Below are 20,724 nucleotides of genomic sequence, written 5' to 3' on the forward strand. Positions count from 1 at the left end.
CCTAGAGCATGATGCCGAAAAGTGTAGGCGGTTTTCGGGCGGCATCATGCTCTAACTCTTTAATTTAGAACAGGATTCAGATTTTAGGCCGACCTGGCCTAAAATCATCCTGTTCTAGAAGGCGGCCGCGTAAATCGAGCGAATGTCGGCGCGGGTGAGATCGCGCGGATTGTTATCAAGTAGCCGGCGAATGGCAAAGGCGTCGTCGGCCATGGCGTCGAGATCGCTTTCCGGGACGCCGAGGCCGGAGAGCTTCATCTCGATGCCGAGAGCGGCGCAGAAAGCGTAAGCCGCATCGAAGACGGATGCCGTATCGTCCGAGGGCTCATAGCCGAGCGCCTCCATCACCGCTTTCGTCTTCTCAGGGGCCGCCGGCGTGTTGAAGGCAAGCACATGTGGGAAGATCAGCGCATTCGCCGCGCCATGCGCCACATGCCAGCGCGTGCCGAGGGGATAGGCGAGCGCATGGCCGCCGGCGGTGTTGACCGGGCCGAGACAGAAGCCGCCGTAAAGCGAGGCGAGCGACAGGCCGGCGCGCGCTTCCGCGTCGCTGCCGTCCTTGACGGCGCGGGCGAGATATCTGCCGACCAGCCGGGTTCCCTCGATCGCGTAGATGTCGACCATCGGGTGGGCCTTGCGGTTGGTGAAGGCCTCGACGCAATGGGCCATCGCATCGACGCCGGTGGCGGCGGTAGTGCGAGCCGGCACGGTGAAGGTCAGGGCTGGATCGATGACGGCGATGTCGGCGAGCATATGCAGGCTTTCGACGGCGAGCTTCGCCATCGTCTTGGGATCGGTGACGAGTGCGCGGATGCCGGCTTCGCTGCCGGTGCCCGAGGTTGTTGGCACCTGGGCGAGACCGGCCTTGCGCGGTCCATGCACCTTGTTGGGGCCGACGACCTCATGCAGCGTCTGCGCCGAGCCGGCAAGAACGGCGGCAAGCTTTGCCAGATCCATGGCGCTGCCGCCACCGAAACCGACGATCAGCTCTGCATCGGCGGCATTGGCCGCAGCCAGCACCTTGTCGAGATTGGCCGTATCCGGCTCCGGCGTCACTTCGGAGAAGACCGTCACCTCGCCCTTGAGTTCCAGCACGTCGATGCGCGAAGCGTTGAAAGCATCCGAGATGACAAGCGTGCGGCGATAGCCTCTTTCGCCGGCCCATTTGCCGAGCTTTCCTGCCGTGCCGATGCCGAATTCGATCTGATGCGGCCGAATTATCGTGATTGGCGAACCCAAGCTGGCCATGAACCAGTCCTCCCTGCAGGATCTTGCGGCAATAGTGTCGCTCTCTTTATTGTAAAGTTGTAATGTCAAAGTCAAGCCGACATTCCCGAGAGCCTGAAATTTTGTCGCGCGATGTTCGCCGGAGCAAGTTTTCAGATGAAGTTTGCACGATTATTTTGTATATAAAACAATAAGATATATGAATTTCGCCGATTAGGGCGGGCATTTGGCTTAGGAGAGGCCGAGTCCGTCGCGCGGCAGCCGACCGGTCAGGGCTGTTGTCAATTCATGGCTGTTCGATCGGCCAAAAACCATTGTACCCGCGTCCTTTCGGTGTTGATCGGACGCAGGTTTACAATTGGCTGGCCGCTGCCTTGCTTACGGCAGGGCGTTCGGTTCGAGGCGCACATATTTGATGGCGCGCCGATAGTAGGTATAGGCGACATGGAGCGTGCCGTCGCCGCTTTGGGTGACCGAGGGATAGGAGAATTCCCGGTTCAGCGAATCCTTGGAATTGTTGCTGAGGCAGTGGCCTTCGCCGGTATCGAGATCGATCCGATACGGAAAGCTCCTGCCGCCATCCCTTGATATTGCGAGGCTCAGCGGCGCACGCGGAACACCCCAGATCGCTTTCCGGCGGATATCGGCAACGGCGGCCGCCGTCTCTCCGGCGTCGTCGCCCTCGATTTCGTCATAGAGAGACAGGCGCCGCGCATCCGACATATCGGCGTTCGAATGGTTGTAAACCATTGCGATTTCTCCATCATTCAGGACTGTAGCCTGAATGGAAGAGTTGTTGTTCGGAAGTTCGGTGGGCTCGGGCGCGCTCCACGTCCTGCCGCCATCGCTCGATCGGCTGGAAAGAATGCTTTCGGCGAAACGGTTGCGGTAGAAGGCAATCATCTCGCCGCCGCCGAGCGGCAGGATGTTCATGTGCACGGCGCCGATGCTGTCGGCGATGTCGTGCATCTGCCAGCTTGCGCCGCCGTCGCGTGAGATCAGCACGGCGGCCGTATCGGCGTCGCCGCTCCAGCGCTGGCCGTTGAGGCCGACGCAGCGGAACACCGGAAGCAGCCATTCGCCCCTGCCGTTGACGACCATCTGCTGGCGAACAAATGTGCCGGGGCTGTCGCAGAGGATGCGGACCGGGCCGAAGCTTTGGCCGCCATCATCGGAGATCCGGCATTTGACAACGGAACCGTCCTGATTGCCCGAGGTCTGCGAGGTATAGAGCAGCCATGTCTTTCCGCCAGGAGCATTGAAAATCAATGGGTTCTGCTCGGATTTCTCCGGATCGTCGCTCATCTTTTCAGGCTCGGACCAGCGCTTCGACCCCGGCGCCAGCCGCGACATGTAAATCGAGATGTCGCCCATGCCCTCCATCGTGCCGCCGAACCAGACGCATGTCAGTGTGCCGTCAGGCAGAAAGGCGAGATTGGCCGCATGGTTCTGGATGCAGGGGGAAGGCAGATAGGCGTCGGCACGGCCTGCGATGGTGGGATGAGGGGCTATGGCCCCGGTCATCAGGGCGGGGACGGCTTCGGGGGACAGGCCGGTGAAGGTCATGGCGGATCTCCTCAAGGCAGCTTGGCGTAGCTTTCGGCGAGCGCGGCATAATCCGCATCGCCGAGTGGCATCAGCGGCGCACGTGTGCGCTTCCAGGCGGGATTGCCTGTCTTCAGCCCCACCATTGCCTTGATGGTCGGGATCTGGACGTAAGAGTTGGAAAGCGTGCGATAGGCGTTGATGCGCGCCTGCGCCGCCTCGACATCGGCGGCGCGCGCCTCGTCATGCACATGGTCGTAGACGGTGCGCAGCGAATCCGCCACGAGATTGGAGGTTGCGGTAATGCAGCCGGCGCCGCCGGCCTTCATCAGCGGCAGCAGCAGCGGATCGGCGCCAGCGAGAACGGAAAACCCGGGATAGGCGGCGATGATAGCCTGCATGTTATTGAAATCGCCGGCAGATTCCTTGATGCCGACAACGGTTTCGGGGAAGGCGGCAATCAGCCGGCCGATCAGCGGGATGGAGAGCGGCACGCCCGAAACCTGAGGGATGTGGTAGAGGATGACCTGCAGGCGCGTGTCGGCGATCTTTTCCAGCACCTGCGAATAGGCGGCGAAGAGGCCGTCGTCGGAGACGCCCTTGTAGTAGAAGGGCGGCAGCATCACGACCTTGGTGACGCCGACCGACAGGGCGTGCCGCGTCAGTTCCACGGTTTCGGGAATGGCGACGACACCGGTGCCCGGCAGCAGCTTGTCGGCCGGAATGCCGGCCTCCAGCGCCGCTTCCAGAATTGCGCGGCGCTCGCTGGAGGAGAAGGAATTGGCCTCGCCGGTCGTGCCGAGCAGGGCCACACCATGGCAACCCTCAGCCAGCAACCGCCGGCAATGATCGGTGAAAAGGGCAAGGTCCGGCCTGTTCTCTGCGGTCAGCGGCGTTGCGGCCGCGCTGAAAACGCCCGTGATCCTTTGATGGCTCATCCTATCCTCCCTTCGGCGCGTCCCATCTTGCCGATCTATCTCCGAACCGGCCGGTTGCGCGTGCATTTGTCATTCGCCTGTCGCGATGGAGTGCCAAGAACTTTTCCATTGCAGCGCTTTTGTCAAGAAGACAAAATGGCCTCGTGGAAAACCAAAAAACTATCTATTTGATTTTGTTTGTTTATTTTTAGAGGTATATTTTGTTCGACTGAAAAACGCGATTTTTTGTTGACATATTTACAATAACGGGAGAACGATATGGGACCGGATTGTGCTGCGCCTGGCAAGGGGCAGGGAGAGCGCTGCCGAATTTACCGTGGGAGGAACGCATGTCTTTTGATCAATCTGATAAAACCAATATCTCGCGTCGCAATGCGCTGAAGCTTGGCCTTGCTGCCGGCGTCGGCCTCACCGTCTTCGGAATGAATGCCCGTATCGTGATGGCCGATGAAGGCCAGGTCCTTAAGGTCGCGCATCCGGCCTTCGACCAGGATTGGTCGCCGCTGCGCGGCGGCGGCAGGACCTTCCGCTGGAATTCGATCTGGTGGGCTTCGCCGATGTATTTCGACAGCGAAGGCAATATCAAGCCTTACGTCTTCACCAGCTGGGAATCGGCCGACAACACGGTCTGGACCTTCAAGATCGATCCCAAGGCCGTCTTCTCCGACGGCAGCAAGATCACCTCGGCCGACGTCAAGGGATCGTGGGAAGTCGCCTCGATGCCGAACACCAAGAGCCAGCGCGCCGACCAGGTGCTGAGCAAGGTCAAGGGCTACGCCGAAATCGCCGCTGGCTCGGGCAACGAGCTGACCGGTGTCGCGACGCCCGACGAGGGGACGGTGGTGGTGACGCTCGCCGCCGCCGATCCGATCTTCTTCATGCGTCTCGCAAACCACATCGCGCCGATCACCAAGGCATCGCAGTCGCGGGGCAGCGACGGCGAGGAAATCATCGACTGGTACAAGCCGGAGAACAATCCGGTCTTTTCCGGCCCGTTCAAGCTGACGAGCATCGATATCGATGCCGGCAAGATCACCTTCGAGCCGAATGAGAACTTCTTTGGGCAGAAGCCGAAGCTTGCCCGCATCGACATTACCTCGATCGAGGACAATGTCACCGCGACGTCGCTGATCAAGTCCGGCGAGTTCAACGCCCATACCGAGCTCGTCACCTCGACGATCATCCAGGATCTCGGCCCGGAATTCTCGGCCGGCCCGCTGATCCCGACCAGCCAGCACTTCTGGTTCAACATTTCCCGCGCGCCGATGGACGATCCGAAGGTGCGCCAGGCGCTGATCATGGCGGTCGATCGCGACGGGTTGTTCAAGGCTTCCTATCCGGATGGGCCGCACAAGAAGGCCGATCAGATCCTCAATTCGGTTCCCGGCGCCGACAATTCCGGCTTCGAACCCTTTCCCTTTGATCCGGCAGCCGCCAAGAAGCTGCTCGCCGAATCGAGCTATGGCGGGCCAGAGCGCCTGCCCAAGCTCCTGTTCGTCGGCATCTCGGCGCCGGCCATTCAGGCCGCCGCCCAGTTCATCGCCGAGCAGTGGCGCCAGAATCTCGGCATCACGGCCGTCGACATGAAGCCGCAGCAGGACGCCTATGCCGGTCCGGACCAGAACTCGGTCCAGATCTTCCGCGACGACGTCGGCACCCGTGTTCCCGATGCCGTTTCCTATCTGGCTGGCAGCATCGCCTCGACCTCGTCGAACGCACAGAACAAGCTCGGCGGATACAAGAACGACAAGGTCGACAGCGCCCTTGCCGAAGCGGCGACCAAGGCTGCGGACGATCCGCAGCGCGTCACTCTCGCCCAGGAGGCCCAGAAGGCGTTCCGCGAGGATTGGGCCTTCATTCCATGGTATTCTCAGGCGATGTCGCGCTGGGCCACCAAGGAGGTCAAGGGCATGGAGAAGAACCTCGACTGGCAGATCGCCGAGCCCTGGAACATCTCCATCGGCTGATTCTGAACTATCGTTTCTGACGATGAGCGCGCGAGGGCCGCAAGGCCTTCGCGCAAGTTTCAAGAAGAAGAGATGCGATCCGCCGGGCTTTGGCAAAGGGCGGGAACGCATCGTACCACAGGTGGGAGGTGGCCTTGCTGCGCTACGTGCTAACCCGGTTCGCCATCTGGATTCCGTCCGTTCTCGTGGTGATGCTGGCCGTCTACGCGCTGGCCTTCTATGGCGCTGGCGATCCGATCAAGCTCATCTTCCTGCGCGCGCCGGGCGACGTCGCCTACAATCCGCAGCGCATCGAGGCCATTCGCGAAAGCGCCGGTCTCAACAGGCCCTTCATCGAGCAGTTCGGCCTTTACATCTGGAACCTGCTGCACGGCCAGTTCGGCAATTCGCTGACATCAGGCCGCGCCGTCTGGGCGATGGTCTCGGCTGCCGCCCCGGTCTCGTTCCAGCTTGCCCTCTGCGCCATCATCCTGACGGCTGTCGTCGCGATCCCGCTCGGCATGATCGCCGCGCTGAACCAGAATTCGCGCCTCGACTATGCCATTCTCGGCTCGGCGCTCTTCCTCTGGGCGATCCCCGCCTATGTCGCCGGTCCGCTGCTGATGGTCGGCCTCATCGTGCTCTTACCGGGTGCCAGCGTGCCTTATGGCTGGGGCGGCGTCTTCGATGTCCGCATCCTGTTGCCGCTGCTGGTGCTCTCCTTCCAGCCGATCGCGCTGATCGTGCGCCAGACGCGCGCCGCCGTCATCGAGGTGCTGTCGGAGGATTTTGTCCGCACCGCCCGCGCCAAGGGTGTGCCGGAGATCATCGTGGCGCTGCGCCATATCCTGCGGCCGGTGCTGACGCCCGTGGTGACCCAGCTCGGCCTGATCATGATCACCATCGTCAACGGCGCCATCTTCGTCGAACTCGTCTTCGGCTTGCCGGGTCTCGGCCGCCTGACGGTGCAGGCGCTGATCAATTCCGATTATCCCGTCATCCTGGCGATCACGCTGATCGGATCGTTCCTGGTGATGGTGTCGAACCTGCTGGTGGACGTGCTCTATCCGCTGCTCGATCCGCGCGCCAACGATTCAAGAAGGAGCCGCTGACCATGTCCGCCATCCCTCTTTCCACCACCGAGACCATCGAGGAGCCGCCGGTCAGCCTGTGGCGCGACGCCTGGCATCGGCTGCGGCGCAACAAGCTCGCCGTCTTCGGCCTCGTCGTCGTCCTGATCCTCGCCTTCACCGCGATCTTCGGGCCGTATCTCACGCCCTATGATTATCTCAGCCAGGACCTCAACGCCCGCAACGCACTGCCGTCGATGAGCCACCTCTTCGGAACCGATGATCTCGGCCGCGACGTCTTCAGCCGCGTGGTCTTCGGCACGCGCACCGCCTTCCTCGTCGCCGTTATCGTCACCTTCTTCGCCGTGCTGATCGGCCTAACCCTCGGCGCGGTGGCCGGTTTCTTCGGCAATCCCTTCGACCGCGCCATCATGTGGCTGACCGACGTGACGATGTCGGTCCCCAACCTGCTGCTCGTCGTCGTCATCAACGCCTCGCTGAAATCGCCGATCACCCGATGGATGGAGGCGCGCTACCTCGAGACCCTCAATCCCTTCTACCGCCAGACGATCTGGGTGGATTTCATCCTCGTCTTCGGGTCGATGGCGCTCATCTCCTGGCCGCCCTATGCCCGCCTGGTGCGCGCTCAGGTCCTGTCGATCCGCAGCCGGCCCTATATCACCGCGGCCCAGGCGCTCGGGCTATCGAACTGGCTCATCATCAAGCGCTATGTGGTGCCGAATGCACTCGGGCCGCTGATCGTCTCGGTCAGCGCCGGTCTCGGCACGGCGATGGTGCTGGAAAGCGCCTTCAGCTTCCTCGGGGTCGGGGTCAATCCGCCGACGCCGAGCTGGGGCAACATGATCTCGGACGGCCTTCGCGTCTGGCAGCATTATCCGCATCTTCTCGCCGCTCCGGCGGCCGTGCTCGGCCTTGCCTCGGTTGCCTTCAGCTTCCTCGGCGACGGCCTCAACGACGCGCTCAATCCGCGGGGCAGCAAATGATGGACACGCAAAACAGAGAACGCCTGCTCGATGTCAGGGGCCTCACCGTCGAGATCGACGGCCGCAACGGCCCAGCCGTCGTCGTCGACGGCATCGATCTGCATGTCGACAAGGGCGAGACGCTAGGCGTCGTCGGCGAATCCGGCTGCGGCAAGAGCCTCACCATGCTGAGCCTGATGCGGCTCCTGCCGAACAAGATCAAGGTCGCCAGGGGAACGGCGAGTTTCGACGGCCGCGACCTGCAGACGATGTCGAATGGCGAGCTGCGCAAGGTGCGCGGCGGCGATATCGGCTTCGTCTTCCAGGACCCGATGACCTCGCTCAATCCCGTCATGCGCGTCGGCGACCAGATCTGCGAGCCGCTGATCTATCATCGCAAAATGAAAAAGGCGGAGGCCCGCGCCCGCGCCGTCGAGCTTCTGCGCCTGGTCGGCATTCCTGGCCCCGAAGAGCGGCTGCAGGCCTTTCCGCATGAACTATCAGGCGGCATGCGCCAGCGCGTCATGATCGCGATCGGCCTTGCCTGCAATCCGAAGCTCCTGATCGCCGACGAGCCGACGACGGCGCTCGATGTCACGATCCAGGCCCAGATCGTCGATCTGGTGAAGGATCTGCGCGCCAAGCTCGGCATGTCCGTCGTCTGGATCACCCATGATCTGGCGTTGATAGCCGGCCTCGTCGACCGTGTCGCCGTGCTTTATGCCGGCACGGTCGTTGAGGATGCGCCGGTCGATGAGCTCTATGCCCGCCCAAGCCATCCCTATACGCGCGGTCTGCTCTCCTCGATCCCGAAACTGTCCGATCCACCGGCAAGCCGGTTGAGCTCGATCGGCGGCACGCCGCCGGAGCCCGGCCGCCGGCCAAAGGGCTGCCCCTTTGCGCCGCGCTGCCCCCTCGTCGAGGCGATCTGCCACGAGAAGGTGCCGCGGCTCGAACCCTTGAGCGGCAGCAGCGACCATCGCGCCGCCTGTTTCGTCGTCCAGAAAATGCAGGAGGCCGCGTGATGGCTGCGCAACCGCTGCTCAAGGTCGAAAACCTCGTCAAGCATTTCCACGTCAAGCTCGGTGCCTTCGGCGAACGCTCGGCCACCGTCTATGCCCTCGACAATGTGGATCTCGACATCATGGAAGGCGAGACGCTGAGCCTCGTCGGTGAATCCGGCTGCGGCAAATCGACGACCGGTTTCACCATCCTCAACCTCTACAAGGCGACCAGCGGCAGGGTCGTCTACAAGGGACAGGATCTCGCCACGCTCGACGAAAAGCAGATGCGGCCCTTCCGCCGCGACCTGCAGATCGTCTTCCAGGATCCCTATTCGACGCTCAATCCGCGCATGACCGTGGGCGAGGCGATCGGTGAGCCGATCCTCTTTCACAAGCTCTGCACCAAGGCTGAACTCAAGGAGAAGGTGGCGGCGCTGCTGACGGATGTCGGCCTGCCTACGCGGTTTGCCCAACGTTATCCGCACGAGCTTTCCGGCGGCCAGCGCCAGCGCGTCGTCATCGCCCGCGCGCTCGCCTGCCAGCCGAAATTCATCGTCTGCGACGAGGCAATCTCCGCGCTTGACGTGTCGATCCAGGCGCAGATCATCAACCTCCTGCTCGATCTGCAGGAGAAATACGGCCTGACCTATCTCTTCATCGCCCATGACCTCGCGGTGGTGCGCCATATCAGCACCCGCGTCGGCGTCATGTATCTTGGGCGGCTCGCCGAACTGGCGACCCGCGAGGAGCTCTTCGACAATCCGCTGCACCCCTATACCAGGGCGCTGCTGTCGGCCGTTCCCGAGACCGATCCGGAACATGAGCGCACCCGCCAGCGCCAGATCCTGCAGGGCGATGTGCCGAGCCCGCTGAACCCGCCATCCGGCTGCCGGTTTCACACGCGTTGCCCGATCGCCATGGATGTCTGCAGCAAGGTCATACCCGTCTGGAAGGAAGCCAAGCCCGGTCATCTCGTCGCCTGCCACGCCGTCAATACGGAAGAGATCGCATGACGCTGAAGGCCGCGATCATCGCCGACGATCTGACGGGGGCGCTCGATACCGGCACGCCCTTCGTCGCGGCCGGCCTTTCGGTCGCGGTCGCCGTCGATATCGAGGCGGCGCAGGATGCGGTTGCCACCGGCTGCGATGTCGTCGTCGTCAATACCGCGTCCCGCGCCCTTGGCGAGCGTGACGCCGCCGACAGGGTCCGATCGGCGGCCAGGATATTTCGCGATGTGAAGCCCGGCGTCATCATGAAGAAGATCGACTCCCGGCTGAAGGGCAATGTCGCGGCCGAAAGCCTGGCGCTGGCGGATGTGTTCGGCCTGAAGACTATTCTCGTGGCGCCCGCCATTCCCGATCAGGAGCGCCTGACCTACCGAGGCTGCGTCATCGGGCGTGGCGTCAACAAGCCGCTGCCGATCGCCAGGCTGTTCGAGGGCCGGGGCGCAGACAATGTCGTCGTTGCCGATGCAGAAGACGATAACGATCTCGACCAGATCGCCGAAGGCCACGACTGGCGAAAGACGCTCGGCGTCGGTGCGCGCGGCCTCGGCGCGGCGCTCGCCCGCTGGCTCGGCGAAGCGGGCCGGCCGGCAACGGAATTTGCCGCGACCCCGCGCACGCTGTTTGCCTTCGGCTCGCGCGATCCGATCACCGAGGTCCAGATGAACCGGCTCGAAGCCTCGGGTTCCCTGCGCATGGTGGTCGACGCGCCGATGGGCGAGATCGAATGCGGAGAGGGCCTGGCGCTGCCGGTGTTGCTGCGCTGCACCGGCGACATGGCGGCCGATGCCGGGCTCGTCGCCAGCCGCTTTGCGGCAGGCGTCAGGACTGTCATCGGTGATACGAGGGCGGATATGCTGATGGTCGGCGGCGGCGATACCGCACTTGCCGTATTCCGTGCACTCGGGGTCAGCGTGCTGGTGCCGAAGGGCGAGATCGAAGCCGGTATCCCCTGGTTCGATGTCACGGCCGCTGACGGGCGGCATTTTCGGTGCGCCGTCAAGTCGGGGGGCTTCGGCACGCCCGATAGTTTGCTAAGACTGGTTCTTCGGAATCAGGCGGCCTAGTAGGATACCGTCGGGGAGAATGACGTGACTGAAGCGAATGGCGAATCTTTGAACGCGGAAGCCGGCCCGCCGGGCAAGCCCGAACGCGGCAAGGCCGTCAAGCTGGTTGATCGTGTCTTCGACCAGTTGCTCGAGCGCATTCGCGGCGGAAACTATCCGCCGGATTCACGCCTTCCCGGCGAACACGAGCTGGCCTCGATGCTGGGCGTTTCCCGGCCGATCGTCCGGGATGCGCTGGCGCGGCTGCGCGACCAGGGCATGGTCTATGCCCGGCAAGGCGCCGGCACCTTCGTCAGCGCCCATGGCTCGCCGACGACACAGCTTGCCTATTCGCCCGTCAAGACCATTGCCGATATTCAGCGCTGCTACGAATTCCGCCTGACGATAGAGCCGGCAGCCGCCTATTTTGCCGCCAAACGGCGCAACGAGCAAGCGATCCAGAAAATCGCCAGCGCGCTTGCGGATCTGCGCGAGGCGACAAGCCATCAGCTTCACCGCGCCGACGCCGATTTCACCTTCCATCGCGCCGTGACGGAAGCGGCCAACAATCATTACTACACCGCGTCGATCGATGCGCTGAAGGCCCATATCGCCGTCGGCATGCACCTCCACGGCCTCTCCCTGCTCGGCCCACGCCAGGGGCTGGAACAGGTCTATGAGGAGCACAACGCCATCTACAAGGCGATCGCCGACGGTCGCGCCGACGATGCGCAACGGCTGATGAAAGCGCATCTCGAAGGGTCTCGCGATCGCCTGTTCGAGGGCAGGGTGCTCGACCTGTCATTTTGAGCCGGTCGCGGGGGTAATGCCTCACGCTTCTGAGGCTTATTTGTTGAGTTCCTCGGCCATCTGGAGATGATGCTCCAGGGCGGGACGTGTGGCTGCGGCCCAGGCCTTCAGCTCGGGATTGTCCCCCTCGTCGCCATATCGCTTGAAGAGATCGACTGCGTCCTCGTGAGCGGCTTCCTGATCAGAGTGATATTGCTTGTTGAAATCGTCTCCCTGCAGGCCGTTAAGCTTGTCGAGCATGCTCTGCTGCTCCGATGTCATGGCGCTCGGAAGGGTTGCCTTGACCTTGCCGCTTGAGACCAGTGCCTTGAGCTCGTCGCTGGTCTTCTGATGATCGGTGATCATTTGCTGCGCAAAGGCCTTCGTCGCATCGTCGCCGCGCTCGGCAGCGAGTTTGCTGGAGGCGATTTCGAACATATCGCTGGCGGCTGCTTCCTGGACGAAATCCTCCGTTTTCGGCGGGACGCCCATCAAGGAATTGACGCCCGTCTTTTCGGCGGCGGATTGCGCAAAAGCGGGAACGGCAAGAGAGACGGCGAGCGAAGCAATAACAAGGCGTTTCATCGGGATCTCCTCGGTTGATGGTCTGCCGAACTTTCGAGAAAGACGAGAGTTCCCGTGATCTTGTTTCGATGTCCCGGTTGGGCGTCACGATAGAATATCGTCAGTCGGATTTTTGCTTTTTGATGATGCTGATGGCGCCGCTGACTTCGAGAATCGCAAATTTGATTTCCGTAACGCTTTCGATGCCTTCTTGGCTCCGAGCCGCCTCCATGACGTCTTCTTTTTGCAGCCTGGCTCCCTTGAGGGCACGCTCGTCATAGACGCCATCCGTCACGAGCACAGTCGGCACTCCATCAATGACGTGGCCAGCGCGCGGCCACCATCTCTTCACGTAAGACAACCCGATGTCAGTCGTGAACAGCGTCAGGATCAGGATGACGGAGTTGGTGATCGAAAAGTCGTCGCCGAGCATCGCCTGCTGCGTGGTCTCGGAGATCACCAGCACGATGACGAGATCGAAGGGTGTCATCTGAGCGAGCGTCCGTCTTCCCGACAGGCGGATGATCACAAGCAGCGTGAAATAGATCGTCAGTCCGCGTAATACGGCATCCACGGTGGCGCCCTCACGGAAAGATGAAAGTCGATTGGGTGCGGGTATCAGCACCGATCCCAATGGTGGCGCGTCGTGGACCGGCAAGCTCCGTCTGCAGGCGGAACACGATCTGCGCTGGTCCTGCCGGGTCGGCGGGGAATACGTAGCCTATCCGCCCATCTCGGGCGAAGGTCGTCTTTTGAGGCGGATCGATCCCCTCTATCGAAAATGTTTGAAGAAATTCCGCGTCGACCGTGAAGACCCTGTCTTCGGATGAAGGCCCAAAGTTCAAGATCATGTGCTCGGGAGCATTCCACCGCGAAATGGCCGGGAAATCTACCGAACCCTCCGGCAATACGAGGGTTTGGCGTGAAAACGCACCTCCCCGCCCAAGCAAACCCAATAGGCATGCGACCAGGAGGAGCGTGAAGATGATCCAGGAAATGCGTTGAACTGCCCAGAATCTTGTCTGGAAATCGGTGGTATCGACCAGGCCCTCCGGCAGTGCGGGCTCACGTATTTTTCCCATGCGCACTCCCTTACGCGTTGCGCATAGAACTGGCGTTGCGCCTAAATGTTCCCGCATACCTGACGGTTGCAGGAACGGTCAGAAGCCGAAAGGAAAAGTCTCCAGGTCACCGTCGCTGGGTTCCCGCTGCGCCAGCGGCGAAAGTGCACGCGTCTCGTCGAACCAGAGGAAGGCGTCATATTGCCGGGATAGCGATGTCGGCATGTAATGGCTCAACCGTTCCGTTTCCGGCCGGTAGATGACGCCGATGAAGCGCTGAAGCCGCTGCTCGACGAGGCTGGCGTGCAGCTCTTCATGGGCTTTGAGATCGAGAAGAAACCGCGGTTTTCCGGAATCGTGACATAGGTGCTCGCAGCTTTGTGGCAGCGACGGATTGACTTGTTTTTTCTCGGCTGTTCCATCCCAATCGCTCGCGGCGATCACTTCGCCGGAATGCGTTCCCAATCCTATGAGACTGGTCATTCCGTCAAACCGCTGCCGGCAGAGCTGGCCGAGGTTCAGTTCGTCGCGGGCGGCCGCCATGTCGGTGTAGCGGGCGTCGCCGATATGCGAATTATGGGCCCACACGATAATCTTCGCCGCCGATCCGTGAAAGTCGAGCAGGTGTTCGATCGTATCGGCCATATAGGTGTCGCGGAGATTCCAGGCTTGCGAACCGCCATAATACATGACGCGGTAATATCGTTCGGCCGCGGCGAGCAAGCGTGCCGACTGAGCGGCATTCAGAAAATCGTCGCCATCGGAGGCCTCGTCATCTAGCGACTGGGCGAGGAGTTCCGTGCACTGTTTCAGCACCGCATCCTCGCATGATCGATAAGCGTCGGTGAGGACGGCTCTGCCGTAAGTCGCCGGATTGCTCTGCCAGGGGCTGAGGCAGCCGTAGCGTTCCCTGGCGATGGCTGCGGTTTCCGGGCTGACGCTTTCGAGATAGTCGAGCACGGAGCGGATCGAGCCCGACATGTTGTAGAGATCCAGCCCGTAGAACCGTATCGGATCCTTTTGCAAAGCCGCGCGCCGTTGGTTCTCCTCTTTCATCCAATTGGCGAATTTTGAAAACTCCATGTTCCGCCACATCCACTCGGGAAAACGGCCGAAGGGCGGGCTGCCTTTTAGTGCTTGTCCTTTGGTCCATCGATCGATCGCGGCGGCATCGGGCCAGTCTGCTTCGACCGCGATCAGATTGAACCCGTGATGCTCGATGAGGTGGCGGCTGATGGCGGCGCGGGCCTCGTAAAATTCGGCCGTGCCGTGGGTGGATTCGCCGAGCAGAACGATGCGGCTTTCGGCAAACCGATCGAAAAGAGCGGCAAAGTTCTGGTCATCAAGGGATGAAAATTCTTCCGCCGCGTCTGCGATGAGCCGGTGAGGGGGCTCTTCCGGACGTGACGACGGGGCCGTCGCCGTATACATCGGATGGGCTGCCGTCCAGGCGTCTTCGCCGATCAGGGGAACGAAGAATACGCCGCCGAGATCGTCTTCCTCGAAGGCTTCGGCCCCGATACGCTTGATCCGCTTCAGCCGCTGCGCGTCGCCGCGGCCGACGGGAATGATAAGCCGTCCTCCAAGGTCCAACTGCTCCTTCAAGGCAAGCGGCACCTCGGGTGCACCGGCGGATACGATAATGGCATCGAACGGAGCGGCTTTCGCCCAGCCCTTGCTGCCGTCGCCCACGCGAACATCGATGTTGCGGTATCCGAGCTGTTCGAACCGCTCGCTGGCTTGAAGCGCCAGCCTCTCATGGCGCTCGACGGAATAGACGTGCTTGGCGATCCGGCTGATGAGGGCCGAGGCATAACCGGAACCGGTTCCGACCTCTAGCACCTTGTCTCCGGCGTCGAGATCCGCCTTTTCGAGCATCAGGGCGACGATGAACGGCTGTGAGATGGTTTGGCCGTCGCCGATCGAGAGCGGCGCATCCTCATAGGCGAATTCCGCATAGCCCGGATCGACGAACCTTTCGCGCGGTACCGCGCGCATCGCCCTGACGACGCTTTGGTCGCAGATACCGCGCCGCGTCAGCTGTTGCTCTACCATGCGATCTCGGGTGCGCGTCATATCCATGGATCGGCTCCGTCGTCGATTGTAATTTCGGGAGTCAGAAGAAGGCAAAACACCAGGTCGTCCGGAGAGTTCCTTGGGCGAGCGGTTTTGCTCCGCGCGGTTACGGAACTTAGTCTGAAGAGCGAAGTTGGACAGGCATTAGCGAAGAGGCGTCAATGTCCGAAAATCCACTCATCACCGAACCGGTCGAAGATCTTGCCTCGCGTCTGGAGGCGATGACCGAGGACGAGTTGTTCGTGACCATGAGCGAGCTGGAAAAAGCCAGCGAGGCTGCTCCGGACGAAGCGGCCGAGATTCTTCCACGGATCGCTTTGACCGAAAGCGAAATCGAACGGCGCTTTCCCGGCCAGGTGCTCGCGCCCTATCGCGACTGGAAGCAGAGACAGCCGCTTCTTTGACTGCGGCAAACAGAACCGAAATGAATGGAGGCTTCGATGAGCAGTTCCGAGACGACAACGGACCATAAGGCGATCCGTGCATGGGCGGAGGAAAGGAAGGGCAGGCCGGCGGTCATCCGAGCCGGCGGCAAAGGCGGTGTCCTGCGCATCGATTTCGGCGAAAAGGAAGAGGAATTCGACGAGATCGGATGGGATGAATTCTTCAAGATCTTCGACGAAAGCAAGCTCGCCTTTCTGTACCAGGACAAGACTAAGGACGGAAAGACGAGCCGCTTCAACAAATTCGTCGAGCGTGGCTGAATGTTCGGCGGCTCACAGCCGCCGGCTCCACTTATTTGGCGCCCGAACCGGGTTTTGTCATGTTGGCATGCTGGTGGGCGAGCACGCTTGCCGGCGTGACATTGGCGACAGCGGCCTGCAATTTGTTCTTCCATCCGCTGACGACGTCGCCCTCGCCATCCATCATCGCGTCATAGCCGATCCGCGCGACTTCGCCGGCATCATCTTTCTTCGCCTGGCCGATCGACGTATCCAGAAGGTCGGCGCGCCGAAAGAATTCGGTCTCGGTCGCTCCCGGCATGAGGCAGCTGACCGTCACGCCAGAGTCCTTCAGCTCCTCCCGCAACGCGAAGGAAAAGCTGTTGATGAAGGCTTTGGTGCCGTTATAGACGGCCTGGTAGGAGCCGGGCATGAAGCCCGCGATCGAGCCTGTCAGCAGGATGCGGCCTTTGCCGCGGCTGCGCATCTGGTTGCCGATCTCGTGGATGAGATAGATCGTTCCGGTGATGTTGGTGTCGACGACCTTGCGTGCTTCGGTGAAATTCTGGTCGAGGAAGCCCTTGCCGAGGCCGCGTCCGGCATTGGCCATCAGGAGGTCGACCGAGCGGCCGCCGGCGGTGATACGCTCGACGAGCCGGTCGACACCTTCGAGCGTCGAAAGATCGGCTTCGACGGCATCGACCGATGTGCCGAACTCCCTGAGATGTGCTGCGGCCTGGTTGATGCGCTCTTCGTCGGCGACAATGATGAGATCATAGCCATCCTGCGCCGCGCATTTTGCCAGTTCATAGCCGATGCCCGTCGATGCGCCGGTGACGACGGCAAGGCCTTTATCTGATTCATGATCAGCCATGATGTTTCTCCTTTAAGGTTTCAGAACGACCTTGATGCATCCGTCCTGCTTATCCCGGAAGGTCTTGTAGAGCTCGGGACCATCTTCCAGCGTGCCGCGGTGCGTGATGACGAAGGAAGGGTCGATTTCGCCCTTCTGGATCCGGTCCATGAGGATCGGCAGGTAATGCTGGACCGGTGTCTGCGCCATTTTGAACGTCAGGCCGCGATTGATTGCGGACCCCATCGGAATCTTGTCGAGAAAACCGCCATAGACACCGACGATCGAGACCGTGCCGAAGTTGCGGCAGCAGTGGATGGCCTGGCGCAGCACATGCGGCCGGTCGGTGCCCATGAACAATGCGACCTTGATGCGGTCGAGGCGGGAATCCCAACTGGCGGCGGCCTCGGCCTCTGTTCCCACGGCGTCGATGCAGGCATCCGCACCGCGGCCATTGGTCAACGCCATGATTTCGTCGTAGATGTCCTTGTCCAGGAAATCGAGGGTGATGGCTCCGGCCGCTTGCGCCAGCGCCAGCCGCTCAGGCACAGTGTCGATGGCGATCACCCGCTCGGCCCCGAGCAGGAAGGCCGAGCGTATCGCCATCTGGCCGACCGGACCGCAGCCCCAGATCGCGATCGTCTCGCCGGGCTGGATGTTGCAGAAGTCGGCGGCCATGTAGCCGGTCGGGAAAATATCGGAGAGAAACAGCACCTGCTCGTCGGAAAGCCCTTCCGGCACCTTGACCGGCCCGACATCGGCATAGGGTACGCGCAGATATTCCGCCTGCCCGCCGGCATAGCCGCCGAGCAGATGCGAGTAGCCGAAAAGGCCGGCCGGCGAATTTCCCCAGAGTTTCGTCACCTTCGATCGGTCGGGATTGGAGCGTTCGCAGCCGGAATAGAAGCCGCGCTTGCAGAAGAAACATTCCCCGCAGGAAATGGTGAAGGGCACCACGACACGATCGCCGACCTTGAGCTTTGTATTGTCCTTGCCGACTTCCACTACCTCGCCCATGGTCTCATGGCCCATGACATCGCCGCTGTGCATGTCAGGCATGACGCCGTCATAGAGATGCAGATCCGATCCGCAGATCGCGCAGGCGGTGACCCTGATAATGGCGTCGCGTCCCTCTTCGATTTTGGGATCGGGAACGCTGTCGCAGCGGATATCATGTTTGCCGTGCCATGTGAGAGCTCTCACGGTGTTTCTCCTCGGCCGATCCTTCGATGGCGCTCCAACCTCAACTTTTGCGAAATGTTCCCGTCAATAAAGCTTTCGGCTTGGGGAGGTTCAAACGCTGCGTGGATCAGGGGAACCAAGGGTGGTGCGGCAAGTTCCTTCCTGAGCAAGCCGGGCAACGACAGCAACGCACATCATGAGAAGGAGGGCGCCATGACCTCGCCCAAACATGCCAAATCCACGAAGCCGACTGATAAGGACAACACCGACGATCCAGGCATCGGTCGCTCGCGCGGCATCGTCTCGCCGCCAGATGACGAAGCTCTTCAAGCCGACAATACGGTCGAAGGCGATACCGCCAACGATACGACACCCCAGGGCGGCGTCGATCCGCGACATCGCGGCCGCACCAACAAGTAACGAGGCAGGATCATTCAGAGTTCGATCAGCGCATAGGGTTTGCCGGTCGGTTTTTCGATATGCGCAGCCACATTATAGACGGGCGCGCCGCCTGGCGTGCGACCCTCATAGGAGCCGCGATGGGCGTGGCCGTGCACTACCGCATCCACCCGAAAACGGTCGATGGTTTCAGCCAACCGTGAAGAGCCGAGAAACGGATAGATCTCCAGAGGTTCGCCTGCCACGGTTTCGGCGATCGGTGCGTAGTGCAGTACGACGAGCGAGCGGTCGGCGCGGACCTGCCGCATCGCATTTTCGAGCCGCATCGATTCCTCGACGCTTTCGGCAACCATCGCCTTGATCGCCGCCTCACCGAACGAACCCAGCATATGGCGGCCGAAGCCGCCGGCAAAACCCTTGACTCCGACGAAGCCGACGCCGGCGACCTCGGCCGCCTGGCCATTCAGCAGCTTGACCCCGACATCAGTGAGGATCTTGCAGACTTCGTCGACATGCCCGCTTTCGTGATCGTGATTGCCGAGGACCGCGACCGTCGGCACGGTGCAATGGCGCAGGTCGCTCGCGAGCAATTCGGCCTCCTTCGGCTTGCCGAGATCGGTCAGATCCCCGGCGATGACCAGAACGTCGGCCACCGAGGAAATCTCGGCGAAGAGATCCTTGTAGGATTTTGCGCCGTCCTCCGTCACATGAAGGTCGGCCACCGCCGCAATTCGCACGCTTTTTCGCTGATCGTCCATTACGCTTCTCCTAATCTCCTCGTAGCTCACCTTCGCCGCCGACATCGGCAAAGCCCCATTCCTTCACATCGATTTCAAAATCGACGCGGGAATACATCCGGCCGCGGCATATCTTCATCTGCGGAAGCGGCAGCTCCTGCTGCGCCTTGATCCGGTCCAGAAGCTCCTCCAGCAGCCATTGCGGGATCTTGTCGCGCTCGGTCGGGTAGATCCATCTAAAATTGAGGAGATGGATCAGGAGGACTTCCCAATGAACTTCGAGATAGGCGAGCAGCTTGCGCCAATCGATCTGATCATGCGCCTTGAGGATGACATGGGCGATATCGGCGCCGTCGTAGCGGTGCCGCAGCTGGACGAAGCATTTCGACCAAATCAGTTCGGTCGGGCTCACGATCCTCACTGTATGGCCGCACATTTCGACCTTGCGCGCGTCCTCGAACCAGTCCTCGCCGACAGGCATGGTCCCGTTGGAAGAAGCAAAGATCACGTCGAAGAAATGATTGCCTTTCAAGACCTTTCCAAGCCAGCGCTCGTCTTCCACTTCGACGGCGTAACCCTTTGATTTGAAATGTCCGAGGATGCGTGCGTAGTCGCCCGCCTTGCAAAAAATGTCGAAGTCCTTGGTCTGCCGCGAGATGCCCGTATAGGCGCAGACGGCATAGGTGCCGGCAACGAGGAAAGGGATGTGGGAGTCAGCAAGCTCGCGAACCACTTCGGTCACGAACGGCTCTGCGTCTGGATCGATCAGTTGCGGAACCGCCTTCACTTTCATCAGCATGTCATTGTCGTCACCCTTGCCAGCATTTTTCGCGGTCATCGTCGGTCCCTGTGTTGATACGCACAGCAACACGTGGAGGGGCTTGATGTTCCCGGCAGCTTTGGTTTGAGGCAAAACCTGTCAATCCGGATCGGAACTTCGCTACCGCCGCTTCGTTCGGACAACGAGACGCAATTCCGCGTCGGCAGACTCACGACTTGAATTGGAGCATGTGATGGACAGGCAAGCGAAGATATCGACCGGCATGAACGACAGGCCGAGGGACGAGACGATTGCCGAAAGCGGCCCCGGTATTCCTGACGACAGCGGCAGAATGGTTGAAGTTACGGATGAGGAAGTGCAGCGCATCAAGAGTTCGCTTTCGCGCGATCGCCTTGACGATCTCAAGGACGAACTTGACGAACAGACCGATCTTCCCCAGAGGGGCGCACCGTGAGCGACAGCAGAAAAGACAGGACGGTATCCTCGGGAGTGCGGCACGACAATTCGAAGCCGCCGCGACGAATGATGATATTCGTCATCACGATTTTCATCATTGCCTGTCTTCTCGCCCTGGCTTTCATGTTGATTACGCATCCCGGCGAACCTGATGAAAAAGCACCGGCGCCGGCAACGGAGCAGGTACGATGAGCGAGAATTCGGACAAGGACCCCATTCAGCGGCCATCGTCGTCCCCCGAGGGGAAAAGGACCAGGCTCAATGCCGGCAGAATAGCGCTGATGCTGGTCGGCACCGTTGCCGTCGTCGCATTCATACTCTACGGGACGATCGTCTTCTATGGCCTCATCAAAGGCTCGTAAGAGCAGACGATTCTGCTTCGTGTAATTCGCCTGTCG

Annotated in this window: 23 protein-coding genes and 1 pseudogene; 13 read left to right on the forward strand and 11 right to left on the reverse strand. The window is 61.2% G+C overall.

From position 1 onward, the window contains the following. Positions 1-114 precede the first annotated feature (114 nt). The 3 genes from ATY76_RS28950 to ATY76_RS28960 all read right to left on the reverse strand — a co-directional run bounded on the left by ATY76_RS28950 (position 115) and on the right by ATY76_RS28960 (position 3,710). A complete protein-coding gene (locus tag ATY76_RS28950; RefSeq protein ID WP_088678092.1) occupies positions 115-1,248 on the reverse strand; it encodes an iron-containing alcohol dehydrogenase in 1,134 nt (377 codons plus the stop codon). A 357-nt stretch (positions 1,249-1,605) separates the two neighbouring features. After that, positions 1,606-2,793, reverse strand: coding sequence for an exo-alpha-sialidase (locus ATY76_RS28955; protein ID WP_088678093.1), 1,188 nt, complete (start codon positions 2,791-2,793; stop codon positions 1,606-1,608). An 11-nt stretch (positions 2,794-2,804) separates the two neighbouring features. Then, positions 2,805-3,710 carry a dihydrodipicolinate synthase family protein gene (locus tag ATY76_RS28960; protein WP_088678094.1) on the reverse strand — a complete coding sequence of 302 codons (906 nt, stop codon included), beginning with the start codon at positions 3,708-3,710 and terminating at the stop codon, positions 2,805-2,807. Between the two features lie 329 nt (positions 3,711-4,039). On the opposite strand from ATY76_RS28960, the gene ATY76_RS28965 reads away from it, so the two are divergent. From ATY76_RS28965 to ATY76_RS28995, 7 genes are all read left to right on the forward strand, one after another. Further along, the gene (locus tag ATY76_RS28965; protein ID WP_088678095.1) at positions 4,040-5,677 is read left to right on the forward strand and encodes an ABC transporter substrate-binding protein; all 1,638 of its coding nucleotides are present in this window, start codon (positions 4,040-4,042) and stop codon (positions 5,675-5,677) included. A gap of 134 nt (positions 5,678-5,811) precedes the next feature. Continuing rightward, a complete protein-coding gene (locus ATY76_RS28970) occupies positions 5,812-6,768 on the forward strand; it encodes an ABC transporter permease (RefSeq protein WP_042119692.1) in 957 nt (318 codons plus the stop codon). Between the two features lie 2 nt (positions 6,769-6,770). Continuing rightward, on the forward strand, positions 6,771-7,730 hold the full coding sequence (locus ATY76_RS28975) for an ABC transporter permease (protein ID WP_088678096.1): 960 nt from the start codon (positions 6,771-6,773) through the stop codon (positions 7,728-7,730). After that, entirely contained in the window at positions 7,727-8,734 is a 1,008-nt protein-coding gene (locus ATY76_RS28980) for an ABC transporter ATP-binding protein (protein ID WP_088678097.1), read from the forward strand. The genes ATY76_RS28975 and ATY76_RS28980 overlap by 4 nt, the downstream gene beginning before the upstream one ends. Then, the gene (locus tag ATY76_RS28985) at positions 8,734-9,726 is read left to right on the forward strand and encodes an oligopeptide/dipeptide ABC transporter ATP-binding protein (RefSeq protein WP_088678098.1); all 993 of its coding nucleotides are present in this window, start codon (positions 8,734-8,736) and stop codon (positions 9,724-9,726) included. The genes ATY76_RS28980 and ATY76_RS28985 overlap by 1 nt, the downstream gene beginning before the upstream one ends. After that, positions 9,723-10,787 (forward strand): four-carbon acid sugar kinase family protein, encoded by a 1,065-nt coding sequence (locus ATY76_RS28990; RefSeq protein ID WP_088678099.1) that lies wholly within the window; start codon positions 9,723-9,725, stop codon positions 10,785-10,787. Before ATY76_RS28985 ends, ATY76_RS28990 begins: the two co-directional genes overlap by 4 nt. Before the next feature lie 24 nt (positions 10,788-10,811). Further along, complete coding sequence (locus ATY76_RS28995) at positions 10,812-11,576, forward strand: FadR/GntR family transcriptional regulator (RefSeq protein WP_088678100.1); 765 nt, start codon at positions 10,812-10,814, stop codon at positions 11,574-11,576. Between the two features lie 36 nt (positions 11,577-11,612). Here ATY76_RS28995 and ATY76_RS29000 read toward each other — a convergent pair whose 3' ends face one another. From ATY76_RS29000 to ATY76_RS29015, 4 genes and pseudogenes are all read right to left on the reverse strand, one after another. After that, positions 11,613-12,140 carry a DUF4142 domain-containing protein gene (locus tag ATY76_RS29000; protein WP_088678101.1) on the reverse strand — a complete coding sequence of 176 codons (528 nt, stop codon included), beginning with the start codon at positions 12,138-12,140 and terminating at the stop codon, positions 11,613-11,615. A gap of 100 nt (positions 12,141-12,240) precedes the next feature. Beyond that, positions 12,241-12,693: a YetF domain-containing protein gene (locus ATY76_RS29005; protein WP_088678102.1), complete on the reverse strand. Its 453-nt coding sequence runs from the start codon at positions 12,691-12,693 to the stop codon at positions 12,241-12,243. Positions 12,694-12,703: 10 nt separating this feature from the next. After that, a pseudogene (locus tag ATY76_RS29010) lies at positions 12,704-13,213 on the reverse strand (protein-L-isoaspartate(D-aspartate) O-methyltransferase); the annotation flags it as partial. A 66-nt stretch (positions 13,214-13,279) separates the two neighbouring features. After that, complete coding sequence (locus ATY76_RS29015; protein ID WP_088678103.1) at positions 13,280-15,262, reverse strand: protein-L-isoaspartate(D-aspartate) O-methyltransferase; 1,983 nt, start codon at positions 15,260-15,262, stop codon at positions 13,280-13,282. Between the two features lie 155 nt (positions 15,263-15,417). Between ATY76_RS29015 and ATY76_RS29020 the strand changes: the two genes are divergently transcribed. Then, positions 15,418-15,660 carry a hypothetical protein gene (locus ATY76_RS29020; protein ID WP_088678104.1) on the forward strand — a complete coding sequence of 81 codons (243 nt, stop codon included), beginning with the start codon at positions 15,418-15,420 and terminating at the stop codon, positions 15,658-15,660. A gap of 36 nt (positions 15,661-15,696) precedes the next feature. Beyond that, positions 15,697-15,960, forward strand: a complete 264-nt coding sequence (locus ATY76_RS29025; RefSeq protein WP_088678332.1) for a hypothetical protein — start codon at positions 15,697-15,699, stop codon at positions 15,958-15,960. 31 nt (positions 15,961-15,991) lie between these two features. On the opposite strand, the gene ATY76_RS29030 is transcribed toward ATY76_RS29025, so the two are convergent. Together ATY76_RS29030 and ATY76_RS29035 are read right to left on the reverse strand one after the other, a co-directional pair. Further along, positions 15,992-16,792: an SDR family NAD(P)-dependent oxidoreductase gene (locus ATY76_RS29030; protein ID WP_088678105.1), complete on the reverse strand. Its 801-nt coding sequence runs from the start codon at positions 16,790-16,792 to the stop codon at positions 15,992-15,994. A 12-nt stretch (positions 16,793-16,804) separates the two neighbouring features. Further along, the gene (locus ATY76_RS29035; protein WP_088678106.1) at positions 16,805-17,974 is read right to left on the reverse strand and encodes a zinc-dependent alcohol dehydrogenase; all 1,170 of its coding nucleotides are present in this window, start codon (positions 17,972-17,974) and stop codon (positions 16,805-16,807) included. Positions 17,975-18,166: 192 nt separating this feature from the next. Here ATY76_RS29035 and ATY76_RS29040 point away from each other — a divergent pair, with 192 nt between their 5' ends. Beyond that, a complete protein-coding gene (locus tag ATY76_RS29040; protein ID WP_088678107.1) occupies positions 18,167-18,373 on the forward strand; it encodes a hypothetical protein in 207 nt (68 codons plus the stop codon). A 14-nt stretch (positions 18,374-18,387) separates the two neighbouring features. Here ATY76_RS29040 and ATY76_RS29045 read toward each other — a convergent pair whose 3' ends face one another. Then, the gene (locus ATY76_RS29045) at positions 18,388-19,110 is read right to left on the reverse strand and encodes a metallophosphoesterase (RefSeq protein ID WP_088678108.1); all 723 of its coding nucleotides are present in this window, start codon (positions 19,108-19,110) and stop codon (positions 18,388-18,390) included. 10 nt (positions 19,111-19,120) lie between these two features. Next, entirely contained in the window at positions 19,121-19,927 is an 807-nt protein-coding gene (locus tag ATY76_RS29050; protein ID WP_088678109.1) for a nucleotidyltransferase family protein, read from the reverse strand. A gap of 175 nt (positions 19,928-20,102) precedes the next feature. Here ATY76_RS29050 and ATY76_RS29055 point away from each other — a divergent pair, with 175 nt between their 5' ends. The 3 genes from ATY76_RS29055 to ATY76_RS33870 are packed head-to-tail and all read left to right on the forward strand — an operon-like array spanning position 20,103 to position 20,688. Beyond that, positions 20,103-20,324, forward strand: a complete 222-nt coding sequence (locus ATY76_RS29055) for a hypothetical protein (protein ID WP_088678110.1) — start codon at positions 20,103-20,105, stop codon at positions 20,322-20,324. Further along, positions 20,321-20,518, forward strand: coding sequence for a hypothetical protein (locus ATY76_RS33420; protein WP_141105057.1), 198 nt, complete (start codon positions 20,321-20,323; stop codon positions 20,516-20,518). The genes ATY76_RS29055 and ATY76_RS33420 overlap by 4 nt, the downstream gene beginning before the upstream one ends. Beyond that, positions 20,515-20,688, forward strand: coding sequence for a hypothetical protein (locus ATY76_RS33870; protein WP_190233751.1), 174 nt, complete (start codon positions 20,515-20,517; stop codon positions 20,686-20,688). Before ATY76_RS33420 ends, ATY76_RS33870 begins: the two co-directional genes overlap by 4 nt. Positions 20,689-20,724: the final 36 nt, after the last annotated feature.

This window comes from Rhizobium sp. R339 (assembly GCF_002211395.1).
Taxonomy (GTDB): Bacteria; Pseudomonadota; Alphaproteobacteria; order Rhizobiales; family Rhizobiaceae; genus Rhizobium.